Annotated in this window: 19 protein-coding genes; 16 read left to right on the top strand and 3 right to left on the bottom strand. The window is 68.4% G+C overall.

The features are described 5' to 3' along the window. The first annotated feature begins 187 nt into the window (after positions 1-187). Both OG205_RS15725 and OG205_RS15720 read left to right on the top strand, forming a co-directional pair. Positions 188-1,276 carry an IS630 family transposase gene (locus tag OG205_RS15725; RefSeq protein WP_442916586.1) on the top strand — a complete coding sequence of 363 codons (1,089 nt, stop codon included), beginning with the start codon at positions 188-190 and terminating at the stop codon, positions 1,274-1,276. Beyond that, positions 1,277-2,542 (top strand): tetratricopeptide repeat protein, encoded by a 1,266-nt coding sequence (locus tag OG205_RS15720; RefSeq protein WP_330276985.1) that lies wholly within the window; start codon positions 1,277-1,279, stop codon positions 2,540-2,542. Here the strand turns inward: OG205_RS15720 and OG205_RS15715 are convergent. After that, positions 2,539-3,009 (bottom strand): hypothetical protein, encoded by a 471-nt coding sequence (locus OG205_RS15715; RefSeq protein ID WP_330276984.1) that lies wholly within the window; start codon positions 3,007-3,009, stop codon positions 2,539-2,541. The genes OG205_RS15720 and OG205_RS15715 overlap by 4 nt on opposite strands. A gap of 112 nt (positions 3,010-3,121) precedes the next feature. After that, on the bottom strand, positions 3,122-3,517 hold the full coding sequence (locus OG205_RS15710; RefSeq protein ID WP_330276983.1) for an SsgA family sporulation/cell division regulator: 396 nt from the start codon (positions 3,515-3,517) through the stop codon (positions 3,122-3,124). 102 nt (positions 3,518-3,619) lie between these two features. Here OG205_RS15710 and OG205_RS15705 point away from each other — a divergent pair, with 102 nt between their 5' ends. From OG205_RS15705 to OG205_RS15650, 12 genes are all read left to right on the top strand, one after another. Next, the gene (locus OG205_RS15705; RefSeq protein WP_330276982.1) at positions 3,620-4,579 is read left to right on the top strand and encodes a TIGR03885 family FMN-dependent LLM class oxidoreductase; all 960 of its coding nucleotides are present in this window, start codon (positions 3,620-3,622) and stop codon (positions 4,577-4,579) included. Continuing rightward, positions 4,576-6,084, top strand: a complete 1,509-nt coding sequence (locus tag OG205_RS15700; protein WP_330276981.1) for an alpha-amylase family protein — start codon at positions 4,576-4,578, stop codon at positions 6,082-6,084. Before OG205_RS15705 ends, OG205_RS15700 begins: the two co-directional genes overlap by 4 nt. A gap of 70 nt (positions 6,085-6,154) precedes the next feature. Then, positions 6,155-7,165: an L-erythro-3,5-diaminohexanoate dehydrogenase gene (locus OG205_RS15695; protein WP_330276980.1), complete on the top strand. Its 1,011-nt coding sequence runs from the start codon at positions 6,155-6,157 to the stop codon at positions 7,163-7,165. Then, positions 7,158-8,705, top strand: a complete 1,548-nt coding sequence (locus tag OG205_RS15690) for an amidohydrolase (protein WP_330278168.1) — start codon at positions 7,158-7,160, stop codon at positions 8,703-8,705. The genes OG205_RS15695 and OG205_RS15690 overlap by 8 nt, the downstream gene beginning before the upstream one ends. Positions 8,706-8,708: 3 nt before the next feature. Further along, positions 8,709-10,280, top strand: a complete 1,572-nt coding sequence (locus tag OG205_RS15685; protein WP_330276979.1) for a lysine 5,6-aminomutase subunit alpha — start codon at positions 8,709-8,711, stop codon at positions 10,278-10,280. Then, entirely contained in the window at positions 10,273-11,025 is a 753-nt protein-coding gene (locus OG205_RS15680; RefSeq protein ID WP_330276978.1) for an OAM dimerization domain-containing protein, read from the top strand. The genes OG205_RS15685 and OG205_RS15680 overlap by 8 nt, the downstream gene beginning before the upstream one ends. Then, positions 11,022-11,420, top strand: a complete 399-nt coding sequence (locus OG205_RS15675) for a hotdog fold domain-containing protein (protein WP_191297440.1) — start codon at positions 11,022-11,024, stop codon at positions 11,418-11,420. The genes OG205_RS15680 and OG205_RS15675 overlap by 4 nt, the downstream gene beginning before the upstream one ends. A gap of 68 nt (positions 11,421-11,488) precedes the next feature. Next, a complete protein-coding gene (locus OG205_RS15670) occupies positions 11,489-12,901 on the top strand; it encodes a DUF4331 domain-containing protein (protein WP_330276977.1) in 1,413 nt (470 codons plus the stop codon). Between the two features lie 15 nt (positions 12,902-12,916). Continuing rightward, positions 12,917-13,945: a tetratricopeptide repeat protein gene (locus OG205_RS15665; RefSeq protein WP_330276976.1), complete on the top strand. Its 1,029-nt coding sequence runs from the start codon at positions 12,917-12,919 to the stop codon at positions 13,943-13,945. Further along, a complete protein-coding gene (locus OG205_RS15660; RefSeq protein ID WP_330276975.1) occupies positions 13,942-15,267 on the top strand; it encodes a nickel/cobalt transporter in 1,326 nt (441 codons plus the stop codon). The genes OG205_RS15665 and OG205_RS15660 overlap by 4 nt, the downstream gene beginning before the upstream one ends. A gap of 12 nt (positions 15,268-15,279) precedes the next feature. Continuing rightward, complete coding sequence (locus OG205_RS15655; RefSeq protein WP_330276974.1) at positions 15,280-15,591, top strand: hypothetical protein; 312 nt, start codon at positions 15,280-15,282, stop codon at positions 15,589-15,591. Positions 15,592-15,644: 53 nt separating this feature from the next. Then, positions 15,645-16,016: a GntR family transcriptional regulator gene (locus tag OG205_RS15650; RefSeq protein WP_442916782.1), complete on the top strand. Its 372-nt coding sequence runs from the start codon at positions 15,645-15,647 to the stop codon at positions 16,014-16,016. On the opposite strand, the gene OG205_RS15645 is transcribed toward OG205_RS15650, so the two are convergent. Then, positions 16,013-16,405, bottom strand: a complete 393-nt coding sequence (locus OG205_RS15645; protein ID WP_330276972.1) for a DUF6228 family protein — start codon at positions 16,403-16,405, stop codon at positions 16,013-16,015. The genes OG205_RS15650 and OG205_RS15645 overlap by 4 nt on opposite strands. Before the next feature lie 240 nt (positions 16,406-16,645). Between OG205_RS15645 and OG205_RS15640 the strand changes: the two genes are divergently transcribed. Together OG205_RS15640 and OG205_RS15635 are read left to right on the top strand one after the other, a co-directional pair. Further along, positions 16,646-17,809 (top strand): acyl-CoA dehydrogenase family protein, encoded by a 1,164-nt coding sequence (locus tag OG205_RS15640; protein WP_330276971.1) that lies wholly within the window; start codon positions 16,646-16,648, stop codon positions 17,807-17,809. Next, positions 17,806-19,923: an acetate--CoA ligase family protein gene (locus OG205_RS15635; protein WP_330276970.1), complete on the top strand. Its 2,118-nt coding sequence runs from the start codon at positions 17,806-17,808 to the stop codon at positions 19,921-19,923. Before OG205_RS15640 ends, OG205_RS15635 begins: the two co-directional genes overlap by 4 nt. Positions 19,924-19,989 lie beyond the last annotated feature (66 nt).

Raw genomic sequence — 19,989 nt, 5'->3', positions numbered from 1 at the left:
GCCGGGGGAATTCGCGGTCAGACGGGTGCATCGTGGTGTCGCCCCCACGTCCTCGTACTGGTTGTACGGGGGGCGTGGGGGCGGCGCCGCGAGGTGCCCTGCTGAGCGTGCATTACCTCGCCAACGTTCCGAGACGCGCCACTAGTGTCCTGAGTCGTTAATTCGGCATCAGCACTAGATTGTGTCGGTGCCGAACCCGAAACTGGTGCCGCTGACCCTGTCCGATGACGAACGCCGAGTCCTGGAGAGCTGGACGCGTCGGCGGACAACTGCGCAGGCGTTGGCGTTGCGAGCCCGGATCGTGCTGGCATGTGCCGAGACTGGTGAGTCGAACACCGTTGTGGCGCAACAGTTGAGCCTGGGCCGTCAGACGGTGGCGACCTGGCGGGCACGGTTCCTGCGCGACCGGCTGGACGGGTTGTCGGACGAGCCTCGCCCAGGCCGGCCGCGCACGATCACCGACGATCAGGTCGAGCAGATCGTGGTCACGACACTGGAGACCAAGCCGGTCGGCGCGACGCACTGGTCGACCCGGTCACTGGCCACGCAGGTCGGGATGTCGCAGTCGGCGGTCTCGCGGATCTGGCGGGCGTTCGGCCTCAAGCCGCACAAGGTCGACACCTTCAAGATCAGCAAGGATCCGTTGTTCGTGGACAAGGTCCGCGATGTCGTCGGCCTCTATCTCGACCCGCCCGCGAAAGCCGTGGTGTTGTGCGTGGACGAGAAGACCGGAATTCAGGCACTGGACCGCTCGGCGCCGGTGTTGCCGATGCTGCCCGGCGTGCCCGAGCGACAGAGTTTCGACTACATCCGGCACGGCACCACGAGCCTGTTCGCAGCGCTGGAGATCGCCACCGGACAGGTGATCAGCGCGGTGAAACGCCGTCACCGGCACCAGGAGTTCCTGGCGTTTCTGCGCACTATCGACAAGAACGTGCCCACCGGCCTGGATGTCCACGTCATCCTCGACAACCTCAGTACCCACAAGACACCCGCGGTGAAGACGTGGCTGCTCAAGCACCCACGCTTCCACTTGCACTTCACCCCGACCAGCTCAAGCTGGCTCAACCTGGTCGAACGCTTCTTCGCCGAGATCACCGTCAAGCTTCTTCGCCGGGGCGTCCACCGCTCGGTCACCGCACTGGAGAAAGACATCCGCGGCTGGATCGAGCAGTGGAACACCAACCCCAAGCCCTACGTCTGGACCCGCACAGCAGACCAGATCCTCGAGTCCCTAGCCGCCTACTGTCAGAGAATTAACGACTCAGGACACTAGATGATGGACGGCGTCGAGGACGTGACGACGACCGAGCAACTCGCGGTTCTGCTGCGTGCGCTGCGCCGAAGACACGCGAGGTCGCAGAACGACAAGGAGCTCACGGTCCGCGAGATCGCGGCGAAGTCGGGCTATGCCGTGGGCAGGGTGTCCGAGTACCTCAGCGGCGTCACCCTCCCGCCGACGGACCGGTTCGACGTGCTGATCGGGATCCTGGGTGCGACCGCGAAGGAACAGGCCGCGCTCGCCACCGCCCGCGACCGCGTCGAGGAGACCCGCCGAAGGCCCAGGACCACGGCGCCCATGCAACTCCCGCCGGACGTGCACGGCTTCGTCGGCAGGGAGGACGTGCTGGCGGCGATCAACGGGCAGATCGTCGTGGTGTCGGGACCGGCGGGCATCGGCAAGACCGTGCTCGCCGTCCGATGGGCGCACCGGGTGGCCGACCGGTTCCCCGACGGTGTGCTGTACCTCGATCTTCAGGACGCGGAACGGCCGGCGGCGGCACTCCTGCGCGGCCTGGACGTGAACGTGCCCGACGAACCGGACGAACTCGTCTCGTCGCTGCGCACCACTCTGGCGCGGCGGCGTGTGCTGGTGGTGCTGGACAACGCCCGTGACGCCGCCCAGGTCGTGCCACTGCTACCGGGCGCGGGCAGGTCCGCGGTCATCGTGACGAGCAGAGACGCCATGAACGATCTGGTCGTGAAGTATGGCGCGCAACGGTTCGTACTCGACGTCTTGCCGTTGGACGACGTCCTGCAACTGTTGAAGAACCTCACCGAAGCGCCTGAAGACCTGCTGCGCGCCTTCCGCACGATGTGGCCACACAACGCCCACGTCGAGCACGACTGCGTGGAGGTGTTCGAAGCCCTCCTGGCAGCAGCGGAACGGGAGGGCGACCACGCGATCCAGGTCCAGGCTCTAGCTCAACTGGGCGCGGCCCACAACCACGCCCTGCGCTTCGTCAAAGCCCTTGACCTGCTGGAACGGGCGCGAGACCAGTACGCGGAGGTCGAGGACCACGCGGGCCGCGGTGCCGTGATGGCGAGCCTGGGCATCAGCTACGCGGGACTGGGCCGCCACGACGAAGCACTCGCGATCACCTACAAGGCTCTGGCGCTGCACCGTTCGATCGAGGAGAGAACCGCACTGCGCCGGACCTTGCTCCAACTCGGCAACCTGCACCTCCGCCAAGGACGAACGGCCGAGGCCGCCCCGTTCCTCCAGGAGGCACGGGACGTCCTCGGCCGGGAAACGTCCTAGAGGACCAGCATGCCCAGCAGGACGACCTCGTCGGACCACGCCGACGGGTGCGGCGCCGCGGTCACCTTGATCGTCGATCCGGCCCGGTTGACCGGGAAGGCGTGAATGCTGCCGCCGGCGAGGACGTCGGCGGAGCCCACCAGCACGTCGTCGACGAACACGAACACCGTGCCCTGGTGCTTGTTGCTGACGTTGTCGTGCACGTTCACGTGCACCGAGCTGATGTACGCCGAGGGCGTCCTGACGATGACGTTGCTGCCGGAACCGCCGCAGTGACCGCCGCCGAAGCAGATGTTCGTGGAGTTCGTCCACGGCTGGCTCGGGCTCGTGGACGTGCTCCACGGAATGCTGGGCGCGTAGAACTCGGCCGAGGCCGCCGACGCCGTGCCGGACAGGCCGAGAACCAGCGCGAGCGCCCCGAACAGCGCCACGAGTGCCGGGAACCCCCGGCGGAGGGTGGTCCGCATCCATCTCCCCTTACGTTCCGCGGTCCCGGCGACTTCCGGAACCGGGCGGAACCCTGCCCGAGCAGGTGGGGTGAAACGGCTGTTCCGGAACGTCGCGGAACGCGCCGGAACGTCAGCCGAGCAGGTCCTTCATCAGCAGTTCGAAGTCGAGGACCTCACGACCGGCCGGCACCGCCGCGTAGGTGGAGTCCAGGAACCGCTGCAACTCGGTCGCCGACAGCTGGAACACCGCGTGCGAGTCCTCGGTGAGCAGCTCCAGGAACAGCACGTCCCCGTCACCCGGCCGCAGCCGCACGTCCCCGAGTCCGGCGGGAGACAGGATCCCGTCCGCGAGCAGTTCGCGTCCGACGAGCCAGACCGACTCCTGGTCGCGCGCGTGAAAACGCATGGTCACGGCGTGCGGATCGTCTGAGCGGTAGTGGAGGTCGACGTTCATCGGCTCGACCGAGCCGTCCGGCCGAACGAACTCAACGACGGTCGCCGTGCCGACCCGGGTCTCGTTGAACATCGCCGTTCCTCCTCCGCGGTGAGGGTGCTGCACTCAACACGGACCCCGTTCGGGATCGGTTCAAAGCTTTTCCAGAACTTCTTCTGTGGGTACCTGAGGCGCATGACGGTCTACGGCATACACGCCTCACACGAGCAGATACATCCCGCCGACCTCCTCACCGCCGTGCGCAGGGCGGAGGAGGCGGGGTTCGGCGCGGCGATGAGCTCGGACCACTTCTCGCCCTGGAGCGCGCGCCAGGGGCAGTCCGGGTTCGCCTGGTCCTGGCTCGGTGCGGCACTGCAGGCCACCGACCTCCCGTTCGGCGTGGTCACGGCCCCGGGACAGCGTTACCACCCGGCGATCACCGCCCAGGCGATCGGCACCCTCGCCGCGATGAACCCCGGCCGGTTCTGGGCGGCGCTCGGCACCGGCGAGGCCAGCAACGAGCACATCACCGGCGACGGATGGCCCCGCAAGGACGTCCGCACGGCCCGGCTGCGCGAGTGCGTCGACGTGATCCGTGCGCTGCTCTCGGGCGAGGAGGTCAGCCACGACGGCCTGGTCACGGTCGACCGCGCGAAGCTGTGGACGTTGCCGGACGAGGTGCCCCTGCTGATCGGCGCCGCCGTGAGCACGGAGACGGCCCGCTGGTGTGCCGAGTGGGCGGACGGGCTGATCACCGTCAACGCCTCCCCGGAGCGGCTGCGCGAGGTCGCGGACGCCTACCGGGACGCCGGCGGCAGGGGCAAGCTCCACCTGCAGGTGCATCTGAGCTGGGCCGATGACGACGACACGGCTCTCGCGATCGCGCACGAACAGTGGCGCAGCAACGTGTTCCGCCCACCCGTGTGCTGGGACCTCGAACTGGCCGAGCACTTCGACGTGGTCGCCGAGCACGTCACGCCGGAGCAGGTCGCCGAGGTCGTCAACGTGTCCGCGGACCTGAAGTGGCACGCCGAACAGCTGCGGACGTACGCGGACCTCGGCTTTGAAGAGATCTACCTGCACCACGTCGGCCAGGACCTGATCCCGTTCGTCGACGCGTTCGGCGAGCACGTGTTACCGGAGGTGACCGCGTGATCCGCACGTCCGACGTCTGGTGGAAGAACGCCGTTCTGTACTGCCTGGACGTGGAGACGTTCTCCAGCGACGGCTTCCGCGGCGCCACCGAACGCATCGACCACCTCCACGCCTTGGGCGTCACGTGTGTGTGGCTGATGCCGTTCTACCCGACCCCTGAACGAGACGACGGCTACGACATCACCGACTTCTACGGCGTCGACCCACGGCTGGGTTCGCTGGGCGACTTCGTGGAGTTCGTACGCGCCGCACGGGACCGTGGCATGCGCGTGATCGCCGACCTCGTCGTGAACCACACGTCCGACGAGCACCCGTGGTTCCACGACCCGTCGAAACGCGACTGGTACGTCTGGGCCGACGAGCCCCAGAGCGACGGACCGCAGGGAATCACGTTCCCCGACAAGGAGAACAGCCTCTGGGAGTACTCGGAGGAGGTCGGCAGGTACTACCTGCACCGCTTCTACAAGCACCAGCCCGACCTCAACGTCTCCAACCCCGAGGTGCGCGACGAGATCGCCCGCATCATGGGCTTCTGGATGGAACTGGGCCTGAGCGGCTTCCGCGTGGACGCCGTCCCGTTCCTGCTGGAGCACAACGACCCGCTCGACGCCGTCTCGCTGCCCGATCCGCACGACTACCTGACCGACCTGCGGGCGTTCCTCAACCGCCGCAACGGCGAGGCCGTCCTGCTGGGCGAGGTCAACCTGCCGTACAAGGACACGATGGCCTTCTACGGCCAGGGCGTCGGCGACGAGCTGACGATGTGCTTCGACTTCGTCGGCATGCAGGCGATGTACCTGGCACTGGCACGGCAGTCGACCGGCCCGATGACCAAGGCCCTGCAGGAACGTCCACAACCGCCGCGCGACGGCCACTGGGCGACGTTCGTCCGCAACCACGACGAACTGACCCTGGACAAGCTGCCGATGGACGAACGCCAGGAGGTCTTCGACGCCTTCGGTCCTGACCCGAAGATGCAGCTCTACGGCCGCGGTCTGCGCCGGCGGCTGCCCGGCATGCTCGACGGCGACCAGCGCCGCATCCGCATGGTCTACAGCCTGCTCTTCACGCTGCCGGGGACGCCGGTGCTGTTCTACGGCGAGGAGATCGGGCTGGAGGAGGACCTGTCGCTCGAGGGCAGGCTGGCGGTGCGCGTGCCGATGGACTGGGAGGCCGCGGGGGAGCAGCGCCACGACCCCGACTCGTTGCTGACGTGGATGCGGCTCCTGATCGAGCGCTATCGGGAGTGCCCGGAGCTGGCGTGGGGCGAGGTGAAGGTGCTCGACGTCGGTGATCCGACCGTGTTCGCGCACCGCGCGGACTGCGACGGCGGCTCGGTGATCGCCGTGCACAACTTCACGGACCAGGAGGTCACCGTGCGGGTTCCGGCCGAAGGGGTGCTCACGGACCTGTTCACCGGCGGTTCCGTGAAGCCCGCGAAGATCGGCGCCAAGGTCGACCTCGCACCGTACGACTGCCGTTGGTTCCGCCTGGTTACCGAGTGATGCTTGCGTAATCTTTACGCTTCACGTGAAGATATCTTCGAGACAGCGTCGTCGACCGAAGGATTTTCGCGTGAGCGCGTACGGACTGCACCGCGTCCTCGAACCTGCCGGTGTCCTGCCGCAGCAGGCGTGGCGGCTCGACGCGGAACCCGTGCCCGCCCCCGACGAGGTGATCGTCGCGGTCGAGCGGCTCAACCTGGACGCGGCGTCGTTCCGGCAGCTCAGGGAGCAGCATGGCAGCGGTGCGGCGGTCAAGCAGGCCGTGCTCGACATCGTCGGCGAGCGCGGCAAGATGCAGAACCCCGTCACCGGCTCGGGCGGCATGCTGCTCGGCACCGTCCTCGAGGTGGGGCCGGAGTCGCCGCTCGGGCTCAAGGCCGGCGACCGGATCGCGACGCTGGTCAGCCTCACGCTCACGCCGCTGCGGATCAACGACGGCCTGCAGGACTGGGACGGCGAGGACGAGCAGGTGCCGTGCCGGGGGACCGCGGTGCTGTTCGGGCGGTCCATCGCGGCCGTGCTGCCGGACGACATGCCTGCTGAGCTGGCGCTGTCTGTGCTCGACGTGTGCGGTGCACCGGCACTGACCGACCGTGTGGTGCGCAAGCATCCTGGTGGGTCGGTGCTGGTGCTCGGCGGTGGCGGCAAGTCCGGGTCGCTCTCTCTTGCGGCCGCGCGTCAGGCCGGTGCGTCGCGCCTCGTCGCGTTGGTGCCGACCGAACGTGAGGCCGCGCAGGTGCGTGAGTCGGGCCTCGCGGACGAGGTCGTGATCGCGGACGCACGCAACCCTGTGGCCGTGGCGGAGGCCGTGGGCAAGAAGGTCGACGTCACGGTCGTGTGTGTGGACGTGCCGGGGTGCGAGCACGGCGCCATCCTCGCGACCGCGGACGGCGGGACGGTGATCTTCTTCTCGATGGCGACCTCGTTCAGTGCCGCCGCTTTGGGAGCGGAGGGTCTGGCCGCGGACGTGGAGATGATCGTCGGCAACGGATATGTGCCTGGTCACGCCCAGTTCGCGTTGGACCTGGTCCGGACGCGGGCGGGTGTGCGGGCCCTGTTCGAGCAACGGCAGACTGCGTGACGTGAGTACGCAACTTTTGGTCGGCGGCCGCATCTACGCACCGGATGCGACGGCGATGGCCGTCACGGACGGTGTCGTCGTGTGGATCGGACAGGACTCGGTCGGGCGTGCGCTGCACCCGGACGCCGAGGTCATCGAGCTCGACGGCGCCTTCGTCGCGCCCGCGTTCGTCGACGCGCACGTGCACGCCACGTCCGCCGGCCTGCTCCTGACCGGCCTCGACCTGACGAAGACGTCCTCTGTGGACGAACTGCTGGAGAAGGTGCGCGCCGCCGAGGGCCCCCTCGTGTGGGGTCACGGGTGGGACGAGACGCGCTGGCAGGAGAACCGCCCGCCGACGCGTGCCGAGATCGACGAGGCCGCCCAGGACAAGACGGTGTACCTGTCGCGCATCGACGTGCACTCGGCGTTGGTCTCCTCGGACCTGATCACCGACGAAGCCCGCACCGCCGATGGCTTCTCCGCGGACGGCCCTCTCTCGCGTGCCGCGCACCACCTTGTGCGAGGCACGGCGAAGGCCGCCATCACGCCCGAACAGCGCGCCGCCGCACAACTGACGTTCCTGCGTCACGCGGCGTCGAAAGGCATCGCGTCCGTGCACGAGTGCGCCGGACCGGACATCTCCGGCGAGGACGACCTGCGCGAACTGCTCGCCCACACCGAGGGCCCCGAGGTGGTGGCCTACTGGGGTGCCCACGACCTGCCTTCCGTTCCCGTGCGCGGACTCGCCGGCGATCACTTCGTCGACGGCGCGATCGGCTCCCGCACCGCCGCGTTGACGGAGCCCTACACCGACGCCGCCACGTCGGGAGCCCTCTACCTGGACGGACCGCAGATCGCCGATCACCTGGTCAAGTGCACCGAACTGGGGGTGCAGGCGGGGTTCCACGTCATTGGCGACGCGGGCATGGCCGCCGTGATTGAAGGTTTCGAGATCGCGGAGAAGGCACTCGGCACCCCCGAACTCGCCTCCGCCCGACACCGCCTCGAACACGTCGAGATGGTCTCGAAGGAGCAGGCGGAGAAACTCGCCGGGTGGGGCGTTGTCGCCTCCGTCCAGCCGCTGTTCGACGCCGAATGGGGCGGTCCGACTGGGATGTACGTCCAGCGACTCGGCGCCGAGCGCGGTGTGGGGCTGAATCCCTTTTCACGTCTGGCGGCGGCGGGTGTCGCGCTTGCGTTCGGCTCGGACACCCCGGTGACCGCCATCGACCCGTGGGCTGCGGTGAAAGCTGCCGTCCACCACAGGACCGAAGGCCACGGCGTCTCCCCGCGTGCCGCCTTCACCGCCCACACCCGTGGCGGCTGGCGTGCGGCGGGCGTGAACGACGGCCTGACCGGCACGCTTCAGCCCGGCGCGCCCGCGACGTACGCGGTGTGGGAGACCGGTGACCTCGTCGTCGCCGGCTCGGACGCACGGGTGCAGCGCTGGTCGACCGACCCGCGTTCCGGCGTGCCCGGACTGCCCGATCTCACCGGTCCCGCGCCCGTCTGCGTGCGGACCGTTCTCAACGGCCGGACGATTTACGAGAGGAAGTGACTCATGGCGTTGCTCGACCTCGATCCCAAGGTCGTCGCCACCGCGCGCAAGCTCGCGGCGCGGGCGGCCGAACCGGTGGTGTCCCTCGCGAAGGCGCACACCACCGTCGCCGTCGAGCGCGCCACACTTCGCCTGGCAGGCATCACCGGTGCGGACTCCACGCACCGCGCCGGTGACGTCCCGTGGGTCAACCGCGTGATCGACACGGTCCGCGAGCAGTGCGGGCTGGAGCACGGCGTGGTGCTGCCCGCGTTCCACGCGCTGCGTGAACACAACCTCGGCACCCTCACCGAACTCGCCGAGGCCACCGCCGCGGGCCAGATCCAGTTCAAGATCCCCACCGGCAAGGACCTGACGGCAGCGCGCAAGGCGTCCACGTCCGCGGTGTCCAAGGGGCTCAAGGCGGTCGACCGCAACCGGGCCCAGCGCGACAAGCTGATCACCAAGTGGGGTGATCCCGCGCAACGGCCGTGGATCTACCTGATCGTCGCGACCGGTGACATCGACGAGGACGTCATCCAGGCTCAGAACGCGGCCCGCGCGGGCGCCGACATCATCGCGGTGATCCGTTCGACCGGTCAGTCGCTCCTCGACTACGTGCCGGAAGGCGCCACGCACCACGGGTTCGCGGGCACGTACGCCACGCAGGAGAACTTCCGGATCATGCGCGCGGCGCTCGACGACGTGTCGAAGGAGGTCGGCCGGTACGTGCGGCTGACCAACTACGCGTCCGGTCTGTGCATGCCGGAGATCGCTGTCCTGGCAGGACTTCAGCGCCTGGACATGATGCTGAACGACTCGATGTACGGCATCCTGTTCCGCGACATCAACCCGATCCGCACGTTCGTCGACCAGCGCTTCTCGCGTCAGGTGCACGCGCGCGCCGGCATCATCATCAACACCGGCGAGGACAACTACCTCACCACCGCGGACGCCGTCGACGCCGCGCACACCGTCACGGTCTCCCAGCTCCTCAACGAGCACTTCGCCCACGAGGCGGGACTGCCCGACCACCTGCTGGGCCTCGGCCACGCGTTCGAGATCAACCCGAAGGTGCCCGACTCGTTCCGGCTCGAACTCGCGCACGCGTTGCTGGCCCGCGAACTGTTCCCGGACGCGCCGTTGAAGTGGATGCCGCCGACCAAGCACATGACCGGCGATGTCTTCGACGGCTATCTGCTGGACGGGTTCTTCAACCTCGCGGGTGTCCTGACAGGACAGTCCATTCTGCTCGTCGGCATGATGACCGAGGCCGTCGTGACACCGTTCCTGTCGGACCGCGACCTTGCTCTGAAGAACGTCCGGTACGTGCTGAACGCGGCGGGCAGCCTGGCAGAGGACTTCCGGCCCTCCCCGGACGGCCTGATCGTCAAGCGCGCGCACCAGGTGCTCGGCGAGGCCGTCGATCTCCTCGAACGCATCGTCGACGACGGCCTGCTCAACGCCATCGCGGACGGCACGTTCGGCCTGATGAAGCGTCCTGCGGACAAGGGCAAGGGCGCGGACGGCGTGGTCGAGAAGGCGCCTGAGTACTTCAACCCGGCTTCGGAGATGCTGGAGGCCCACGATGTCTGACGCCAAGAGGTACGTGCGGCCGTACGGTGACACCACCGGTGACGGCATGATCCAGACGTCGTTCACGCTGCCGATTCCCTTCGGCCCCAGGGCGGACGGCGCGGCGCTGCAGCTCGCGAACAAGATGGGCATGGACCCCGCGATGGTGGTCCACTCGAACCCCATCGGCGCCGACTTCACGTTCTTCGTCGTCTACGGCTCGGTGAAGCACCTGGTGGACCTGGACGACGTCAAGGTCGTCGAGCGCGAGTACCCGTTGCTCAGCCCTTCCGAAGTCAACTCGGCTTTGAAGAAGGTGTTGCGGCGCAAGCTGGTCGTCGTCGGCGGGTGCATCGGCACCGACGCGCACACGGTCGGCATCGACGCGATCCTCAACATCAAGGGCTTCGCGGGCGAGAAGGGCTTGGAGTACTACCGGGAGCTGAAGGTCGTGAACCTCGGCGCCCAGGTCTCCGTGCCCGAACTGGTGCGGTCCGCGCGCACCGAGAAGGCCGACGCGGTGCTGATCTCCCAGGTCGTGACCCAGCGGGACGCGCACATCCTGAACACGCAGGAGATGTCGGCGGCGTTCCGCGAGGCGATGGGGGACCGGCGGCCGCTGCTGGTGGCCGGCGGTCCGCGGTTCGACCCGTTGATGGCGGGCGAACTGGGGGTTGATCGAGTGTTCTCCCGGGGTACCACGCCGGGCGAGGTCGCGAGCTATCTGGTGCACGCGATGCAGGAGAAAAAGGGGGTCGCCGCGTGAGCGGAGCTTTGGTCGAGGGATTTTCGGTGACGCACCGCCGGTACGTCCCGCACTCGCACGCGCACTACGGCGGCAATCTCGTCGACGGCGCGTACGGACTCGGCATGTTCGGTGACGTCGCCACCGAGTTGCTCATCCACACGGACTCCGACGAGGGATTGTTCGCGGGGTACAGCTCCGTCGAGTTCGCGGCGCCGATCCAGGCCGGCGACGTCGTCGAGGCCTCGGCGACGTTGGTGCGCATCGGGAAGCGGTCGCGTGAGATCGAGTTCGAGGCACGTGTGGTGTGCCGTTCGGCGCCCGAACGCGGACCTTCGGCAGCAGACGTACTGGCTGAGCCGATCGTCGTAACGCGGGCCCGCGGCACGGTCGTCGCGCCGAAAGCCGCCGAATAACTCCAAAAATTAGTCCGAACCGGATGGCGTCCTGCTCCGAATCCCCGCCGTGGGAAGGGAGCAGGACAATGCCAAGTAGCAACAGACAGCGATTACGCCGGGGTGCGATCGCCGCGGCGGTGGTCGCGGTGGCGGCGGCGATACCGGCGGCGCAGGCCTCCAGTCACCGCGAGGCACCACTGATCGCGGCGGACCCGGCTGTCGACAACACCGACGTGTACGCCTTCACGAGCCCCGACAAGCCCGACACGGTCACGCTCATCGCGAACTGGTTCGGGTTGCAGGAACCCAACGGCGGGCCCAACTTCTACCCGTGGGCCACCGACGCCCGGTACGACATCAACGTCGACGCGGACGGCGACGCGGTGCCGGACAAGACGTTCCGGATCACGTTCAGCACGGACGACCGGCGGGGCAAGGCGAACACCTTCCTCTACAACAACGGGCCGGTCACGTCGATCAACGACGACAACCTGTTGTTCCGCCAGAACTACTCCATGGAACTCGTCGAGCAGGGTAAGACGACCCAGCTCGTGAAGGACGGCCGTGCGGCGCCGTCGAACACCGGACCGGCGTCGTTCCCGAACTTCGGCGCGATCAGGGACCAGGCCACGGCGAAGATCCCCGGTGGCGGCCAGGTCTACATCGGACCGTCCGAGGACTCGTTCTTCCTGGACCTGCGGGTGTTCGACCTCCTGTACGGCGGAAACCTGAAGGAGGTCAACCAGGACACCCTGATGGGCTACAACGTCAACACCATCGCCATCCAGGTGCCCAAGACCATGCTCGCGCTGAAGGGCGACCCGAAGCGCAACCCGGTGATCGGCGTGTGGAGCGACACCGAGCGCCGCACGTTGAAGCTCGACCCCGGCAGGGCAACTCCGCAGGGCAACTTCGTGCAGGTGTCGAGGCTCGGCAACCCGCTGGTCAACGAGGTGGTGTCGTCCGCGCCGTTGAAGGACGCGTTCAACGGGCTCGAACCCGTCGGTGACGCGAAGGTCCAGGCGTTGCTGGACCGGGTGAACGACCCGGAGCTGGCCCGGCTGATCCAGGCGATCTACGGCATCCCCGCGCCGAAGACGCCGCGCGCCGACCTGGTGGAGATCTTCCTGACCGGCATCACCACGAAGGCGGGCGGCCCGATCAAGGCCGATCTCAACTCCCAGCTGAACAACGCCGACGTGAACCCGAAGAGGTTCCAGCCGTCGGAGATGTTGCGGCTCAACATGTCCACGCCGGTGACGCGCGACCCCAACCGGCTCGGCGTGCTCGGCGGGGACCTGCAGGGGTTCCCGAACGGGCGCAGGCTCACCGACGACGTCGTGGACATCGAGATCCAGGCGGTGGTCGGCGCGGCGCTGACCGGCAAGCTCGTGCCGGCGCTCGCGAAGGGTGACCGGGTGAACGGCAACGACGTTCGCTTCGGAGATCGGTTCCCGTACGTCGGACTGCCCAGCAACCAGGCGGTCAACTCCCGCTGAACGAGGGTGCCTCCCATGTGGAAAACACTTCCGCTGCTGGCTGCCCTTTTAGCTGTCGCCGCCTGCGCTCCCCCGCAGGCGGCGGCACCCGCCGCCACGCAGACCTCTTCTTTGCAGCGCAACGCCGAGTCGTTGCAGGCCAAGCTCCGCCGAACTCCGCAGGACGCCGCTGCCTGGGCCCAGCTCGGGGCCACGCACGTGGAGCTCGCCCGCGTCACCTTCGACCCCCAGCACTATCCCCGTGCCGAGAAGGCGCTGACCGAGTCGTTGCGGCTCAAGCCGGACGGCAACGGCGAGGCGTTCATCGGGCGTGGTGCGCTCGCCAACGCTCAGCACGACTTCGCTGCCGCTCGTGACTGGGGTCAGCGCGCTGTGTCGGCGTTGCCGGACTCTGCTGCCGCGCAGGGCGTGCTGGTCGACGCTTTGACCCAGCTCGGTGACTCTGAGGGTGAATCCGTTGCGCTGCAACGGATGCTGGACCTCCGGCCAGGGGTCGCGTCGTTCACTCGCGCGGCCTACCACTTCGAGTTGCGCGGCCGTCTGGACGAGGCGCGCGGGGCTCTGGAACGGGCGCTGGAGTCGGCTTCGTCGCCGGACGAGGTCGCGTTCTGCCGGCTCCACCTGGACAAGCTGGACGGGCGGACCGATGAGTCCGTCCAGGCCACGCGTGAGCTGGCGTCGAAGGTGCCATCGCCGGAACACCTGGTGAGGTACGGCGAGGCCTTGGACAAGGCGGGCAAGCCTGCCGAGGCTCGGGCGCAGTACGACCTCGCGCTGCAGCAGCTACGCGCGTTGGGTGGTGACGACCTGACGGCGGCTTTGATCTCCGCTGATCACGGCGACCCCGCCGAGGCGTTGCGGTTCGCGGAGAAGGAGTGGGCGAAGCGGCAGAGTGTCTTCACGGCTGATGCTCTCGCCTGGGCTCTGCACGTGAACAAGCGGTCCGCGGAAGCGCTGCCGTACTCGGACAGAGCCGTCGCTCTGGGCTGGCGAGACCCTTCCGTGCTGCGGCACCGTGAGGCGATTCTGGGGAGCCTGCGATGAGAGTGTTCCTGTTGGTGCTGTTCGGAATGCTGCTGATGGGCGGCGTGGCGCAGGCCCACCCGCTGAGCAACCTCAGCGTGAACCACTACGACGGGCTGCGGGTGTTCGCGGACCGGATCGAGCTGCGGTCCGTTGTGGACAGTGCGGAGATCCCCACGCTGCAGGACCGGGAGTTCGTCGACGCCCGCAAGCGCTGCACGGAACGCGCGAAGTCGTTGAACGCGATGGCCGACGAGCAGGAACTGCGGTTCGAGGTGCGCGACGCCGACGTCGTGCGCCCGCCCGGTGAGGCCGGTCTGCCCACGATGCGCCTGACCTGCGAGTACGCCGCGCCGCTGCCGGTGCGCGGGGAGGTCGAGGTGACGTTCAGCGACTCCTACCTCAAGGACAAGCCCGGCTGGCGCGAGATCACCGTCGTCGGCGTCGACATCGCTGTGTCCGGCGCGCCGGCCGAGACGATCAGCAACGAACTGCGCACGTACCCGGACGACCTGCTCTCGTCGCCGCTGGACGTGCGGGCGGTGCGGTTCCTCGCACAACCAGGCGAGGGGTCAGTCGTAACCCCACCTGGTGTTCTGGGTGAAGCCACGAAGGCGGCTGTCGGAGTGGTGGGTGATCTCACCCCGGTGGTCGGGATCGGTGCGGTCCTGCTGTCTCTGGTGCTGGGCGCGTCCCATGCGGCGCTGCCCGGTCACGGCAAGACCGTGATGGCCGCCTATCTGGCGGGTTCGAGGGGAACCCGCCGCGACGCACTCCTCGTCGGCGCCACCGTCACCATCACCCACACAGCGGGTGTCCTGGTGCTGGGGCTGCTGATCAGTGCGTCCAGCGCGATCGCGGGCGAGTCGGTGTTGCGCTGGCTCGGCGTCGCGAGCGGTCTGCTGGTCGCGGTGATCGGAGGGGTGCTGCTCCGCTCGGCGGTGCTGTCCCGTGGACGTGAGCGTGCCCAAGAAAGGCATGAACGCGGTCACGGGCATGGACATGGGCACGGACACGGCCATGGTCATGGGCGCCGCCGGGCGGGGCTCGTCGGAATGGGGGTGGCGGGAGGGTTGGTGCCGTCCCCCTCGGCCCTGGTGGTGCTGCTGGGCGCCATCGCGCTCGGCCGCACCTGGTTCGGAGTCGTCCTGGTGCTCGCCTACGGCCTGGGCATGGCGGCGATGCTCACCGCCGCCGGGCTGCTGCTGGTCTCGTTGCGGGACCGCCTCGGGCCGCGTCTGGCCCGCTTCCGCGGGTTCGCGGACTTCACGCCGCTGGGCACCGCGGCGCTGGTGATGCTCGTCGGAGTCGGTCTGGCCACGCGTGCGCTGGCCGGTCAGTAAAGGAGAAGGATCATGAAGAAGCTCATCGTGCTGGCCGCCCTGGCCCTGGGCCTGGCCGCGTGCGGCACCGAAGGCGCCCCCACCGCGCAGTTCGACGACGAACGGCAGTCCGACATCTCCTGCATGAAGCACCAGGAGCAGACGCCGGGGGAGGAGTACTTCGACGAAGGTAATTGGGACACCGTCGTCTCGTTATCCCTGCTGCGTTACTACACGTCGAACGGCGCAAAACCGTACTGCGACGGCAAAACCGCCACCGACGCCGACCAGGGCTGGCGCAAGCTCTACGTGCAGATGGGAGCCGAGAAGAACAATCTGCGCTGAATCGACCGCAACCTCCGCCGCTTTCTCCCGTTGGTCAATACAGAAGTAGCTACATGCGGGGAGGATGGGGCGCAGTGAAGATCGACCACCAGGGGGAGACACCTCCCTATGAGCAGGTGCGCGTGCACTACGCGCACGCCATCTCGAACCGAGAACTGCCGGTGGGCGCGAAGCTGCCAACGGTGCGTGCCCTGGCGAAAGACCTGGGCCTGGCCGTGAACACGGTGGCACGCGCCTACCGTGAGCTGGAGGAGGCCGGCCTCGTGGAGACGCGGGGCCGTGCCGGCACCGTGGTCAGCGCGAACGGTGACAGCAACCGCGAACGCGTTCGTGCGGCGGCGGCCCAGTACGCGGCGATGTCCGCGGAGCTGGGCCTCTCGCGGCAGGAGGCCCTGGAGATCGTCGGTGCTGCCCTGCGGACCTAGGCCGGCAGGAGCGCGCGGATCTCGGCTGCCACGTTCCTCACGTCGTCGAGGGAGTCCAGCCAGATGTCGACCGACGCGGTCGAGTGTCCGTGATGGCCGTCCGTCTCCCGGAGGGCCCATTGCAGCCGGACCGCTCCGTCATCGCTCACCTCTGCCGTCACGACCAGTTCCGGCAGTGCCGACACCGGCTGGCTGCCTCCGGCCGTGGTGAGCGATTCCAGGAAGTCCGGCAGTTCGGGCCGCACGTCCGTGCACTCGATCAGCGCCACGACGCGGGAGCTGCGCAACTCGATGGTGGCCGCGACGCTGGAAAGGCCTTCCTCGTACACGCAGTCGAAGAAGCGGACTCGAGAGTCCCCGTAGTCCTTGCAGGTGATGGTTACCTCCACGGGAACACCCTGGCACGGGCGACGTCATCGGTTCCCGTAGGTGGTGGTTTGCTCCAAGCAGGTGATCAGCACCTCGGCAGGGCCACCGTAGGTCGGTCTCGCCGTCGCGGAGGGGCCGTTCTCCGTTCCCCATATGCCCTGGTAGTCACCCGTTCGCGACCCTGCTGACCCGTCTCGACAGAGCTAGGCTGCCCGATGGATCGAGAATAACTGATTCGTCAGTCAACTTAGGGGTGCGAGATGGGGCGGACCGTCCGCGACGGCCTGCGGCTCACGGCCGAACAGGAGCAGTTCGTAGAACTGGCCAGGGAGTTCGCGGCCAAGGAGATCCGTCCACGCGGGCGTGCCGTCGACGAGGCGGACACCGAGTCACCGCTCGACGTGTGGCAGAAGGCGTCCGCGCTCGGGCTGACCTCGTTCATGCTCCCCGAGAAGTTCGGCGGCGGTGGCGCCGACCTGCTGACCCAGGTGCTGATCCAGCAGGAGCTGTGCCACGGCGACATCGGCATCGGCAACCTGATCACGTCCAACGGCTTCTTCAGCGCGCCGATCGAGCACCTCGGCACCCCCGAGCAGCAGGAGCGGTTCCTCGCTCCACTCGGCTCCGCGGAGCCACCGCTCACCGCCGTCGCCGTGACCGAGCCCGGCAGCGGGTCGGACGCGGCGAGCATCCAGACTTCGGCGCGGCGCGAGGGTGACGAGTACGTCCTCAAAGGACAGAAGACCTGGATCTCCAACGCCCCCTACGCCGAGATGTTCGTGATCTTCGCGACGGTCGATCCGTCGCTGAGGTCGCGTGGTGTCACGGCTTTCGTCGTGCCGCGCGACACGCCGGGGCTGACGGTCGGGCCGCCGTTCCAGAAGATGGGGCAGCGCGCGATCGTCAACGCCGAGGTGTTCCTCAGTGACGTGCGCGTGCCCGCGGAGAACCGGCTCGGCGAGGAGGGGCAGGCGTTCGCCGGCCTGATGCGGACGTTCGACGCGTCACGCATCCTCATCGGCGCGGCCACTACGGGACTCGCCCGTGCCGCACTGGACTTCGCTTCCGCCTACGCCGTTGACCGCGAGCAGTTCGGGGTGCCGATCATCCGGCACCAGGCGGTGGCGTTCCGGCTCGCGGACATGGCCACGCGCGTCGACACCTCGCACCTGCTGACCGTGCGTGCGGCTGCCCTGTACGACGATGGCCACGCGGTGGCGCAGGAGTCGGCGATGGCGAAACTGGTCGGGTCGGAGAACGCCATGTGGTGCACGCATGCGGCCGTGCAAACGTTGGGGGGCTACGGATACTCCCGTGAGTACCCCGTCGAGCGCTGGATGCGCGACGCCAAGCTGGAAGAGATCGAAGAAGGCACCTCGGACATCCAGCGCCTGATCATCTCCCGCGGCCTCGGTGAGAGATGATCTTCTCCGATCCCGCGTCCGTCGCCGTGGTAGGTGCGAGCGACGACCCCTCCAAGTGGGGTCACTGGCTCGCCCGAGGCGCCCTCGTAGGCCACGACCGCCGCGCCGTGCACCTCGTGAACCGCGGTGGCGGCGCCGTTCTGGGGCAGCCCACCGTCCGCTCGCTCTCCGAACTGGCCGAGGCCCCCGAACTGGTCGTCCTCGCCGTACCCGCGGCCCATGTGCCGGCGGTGGTGGACGAGGCTTTGGCGGTCGGCGTACGCGGTTTCGTCGGCATCACCTCGGGAATCGACGATCGCGTCATCCGCCGGATCCGGGACGCGGGCGCGCGGCTGCTCGGCCCGAACTGCCTTGGAGTGTTCGACGCGGCAACGTCTTTGCACCTCGCCTGGGGCCGATTCCAGGCAGGCTCGCTCGGCGTGGTGTCGCAGAGCGGGCAGGTCGGGCTGGAGATCGCCGGGCTCGCGGCGTCGTCGGACATCGGGATCTCGAGGTTCGTCTCGGTCGGCAACCAGGCGGACGTGACGGCGACGGAAGCGTTGCTGGACCTGGTCTCCCACGACCTGACCACCGTCGTGGGGCTCTATCTGGAGAGCTTCGGCTCGGGGATCGTGGCGGCGATGTCGGAACTGCGCGCGGCCGGCAAGCCCGTGGTGCTGCTGACCGTCGGATCCTCCGTCGCCGCGCAGGAAGCCGCCCGCACGCACACAGGTGCTCTGACGTCCTCTTTGGACGTCGTGGACGCGGCCTGTCGCCTCGCGGGAGCGGTCCGGGTGGCGACGCCGGCGGCTCTGGTCGACCTGGCGGCGGTGCTGACGTCTGGGTTGCCCCGCGGGGGCAGGGTCGGGGTCATCTCCGACTCGGGCGGGCAGGGTGCGATCGCGGCGGATCTCGCGGCGGCGGCAGGGCTGACGGTGCCGACGTTGTCCGCGGTCGACGGGCTGCCGCTGGGGGCCTCGAAACGCAACCCGATCGACCTCGCCGGGGCGGGGGAGCAGGACCTCGCGAACTACTCCCGCGCGGTCGAGGTGCTGGTGCGCGGAGGCGAAGTCGACACTGTCGTGTTGTCCGGCTACTTCGGCAGCTACGGAGAGGACACGCCCTCCCTGGAGTCTCCCGAGGTGGCCGTCGCTGTCCAGATCTGTTCACTGGCAAGGGAAACCGGCGTTCCCGTGGTCGTGCACAGCATGCGCGAGGACTCCGCCGCGGTACGCACGTTGCGAGCAGGCGGCGTGCCCGTGCAGCACACGATCGAGCGCGCGGTGGCCGCACTCGGTGACGCGGCACGGCTCGGGGCCCTTGATCAACGGTCCACTCGCACATCGGACGGCCTGGAACTGTCGGTGCAGGCTGGAAGAATTGAATTTGGGGGACCCCCTGGAGGGGACGCCTGCGTGAGCCTGTCCGAAGCCCAGTCGGCCTCGACCGCGCCTTCTGCCTCAGGCCACCCAGGAGCTGCGGTCGCCCCCTTCACGCCGGGCTACCTGGCGGCTCGCGACCTGCTCGGCTTCGTCCGGTTCCCCAGGGCACACGCCGTCACATCTGCGGCCGAAGTGAGGGCGACACCCCTCAACGGCCCGTTCGCTCTCAAGGTCGACTGGCTGGCCCACAAGAGCGAACACGGCGCCGTGAAGATCAACCTCACCGACCCCGCGCCGGCGTTCGACGAGATGCGAGCGCGGCTAGGTCCGGGCCAGTACGTCCTCGAAGAGATGGACACGCGCGAGCACACCGTCGAACTGATCATCGGCGCGAAGCGGGACCACTCGTTCGGCCCGGTGATCCTCGTCGGCGCGGGTGGCATCCACGCGGAGTTGTTCAGGGACACCGCGATCGAACTCGCGCCCGTGACTCCCGCCACCGCGCGGGACATGCTGGCACGCCTCGTCTCCGCCCCGCTCCTGGCCGGCGCGCGTGGCGCGCCGCCGGTCGACGTGGCCTCGTTGTCCGAGGTGATCGCGAAGATCTCCGAGACGCTCGTGGCCAGACCGGACCTCGCCGAGATCGAGCTCAACCCCGTGCGCGTGGGGCCCGACGGCGTGCTGGCCGTCGACGCGCTGATCATCCCGTCGGGGGAGCCGTTGGACGACAAAGGCGGACAACGCGTGGCATGAGCCCACCTCGCCTCGACGGGGATGACGCGCAGGTACGTGAGCCTCTGCGCCGTTCGCCGGATTGCG

Origin of the sequence: Lentzea sp. NBC_00516, from assembly GCF_036346835.1 — a bacterium.
Lineage (GTDB): Bacteria > Actinomycetota > Actinomycetes > Mycobacteriales > Pseudonocardiaceae > Lentzea > Lentzea sokolovensis.
The sequence above is the reverse complement of the archived record's forward strand: the minus strand, read 5'-3'. Positions and strand labels throughout refer to the sequence as shown.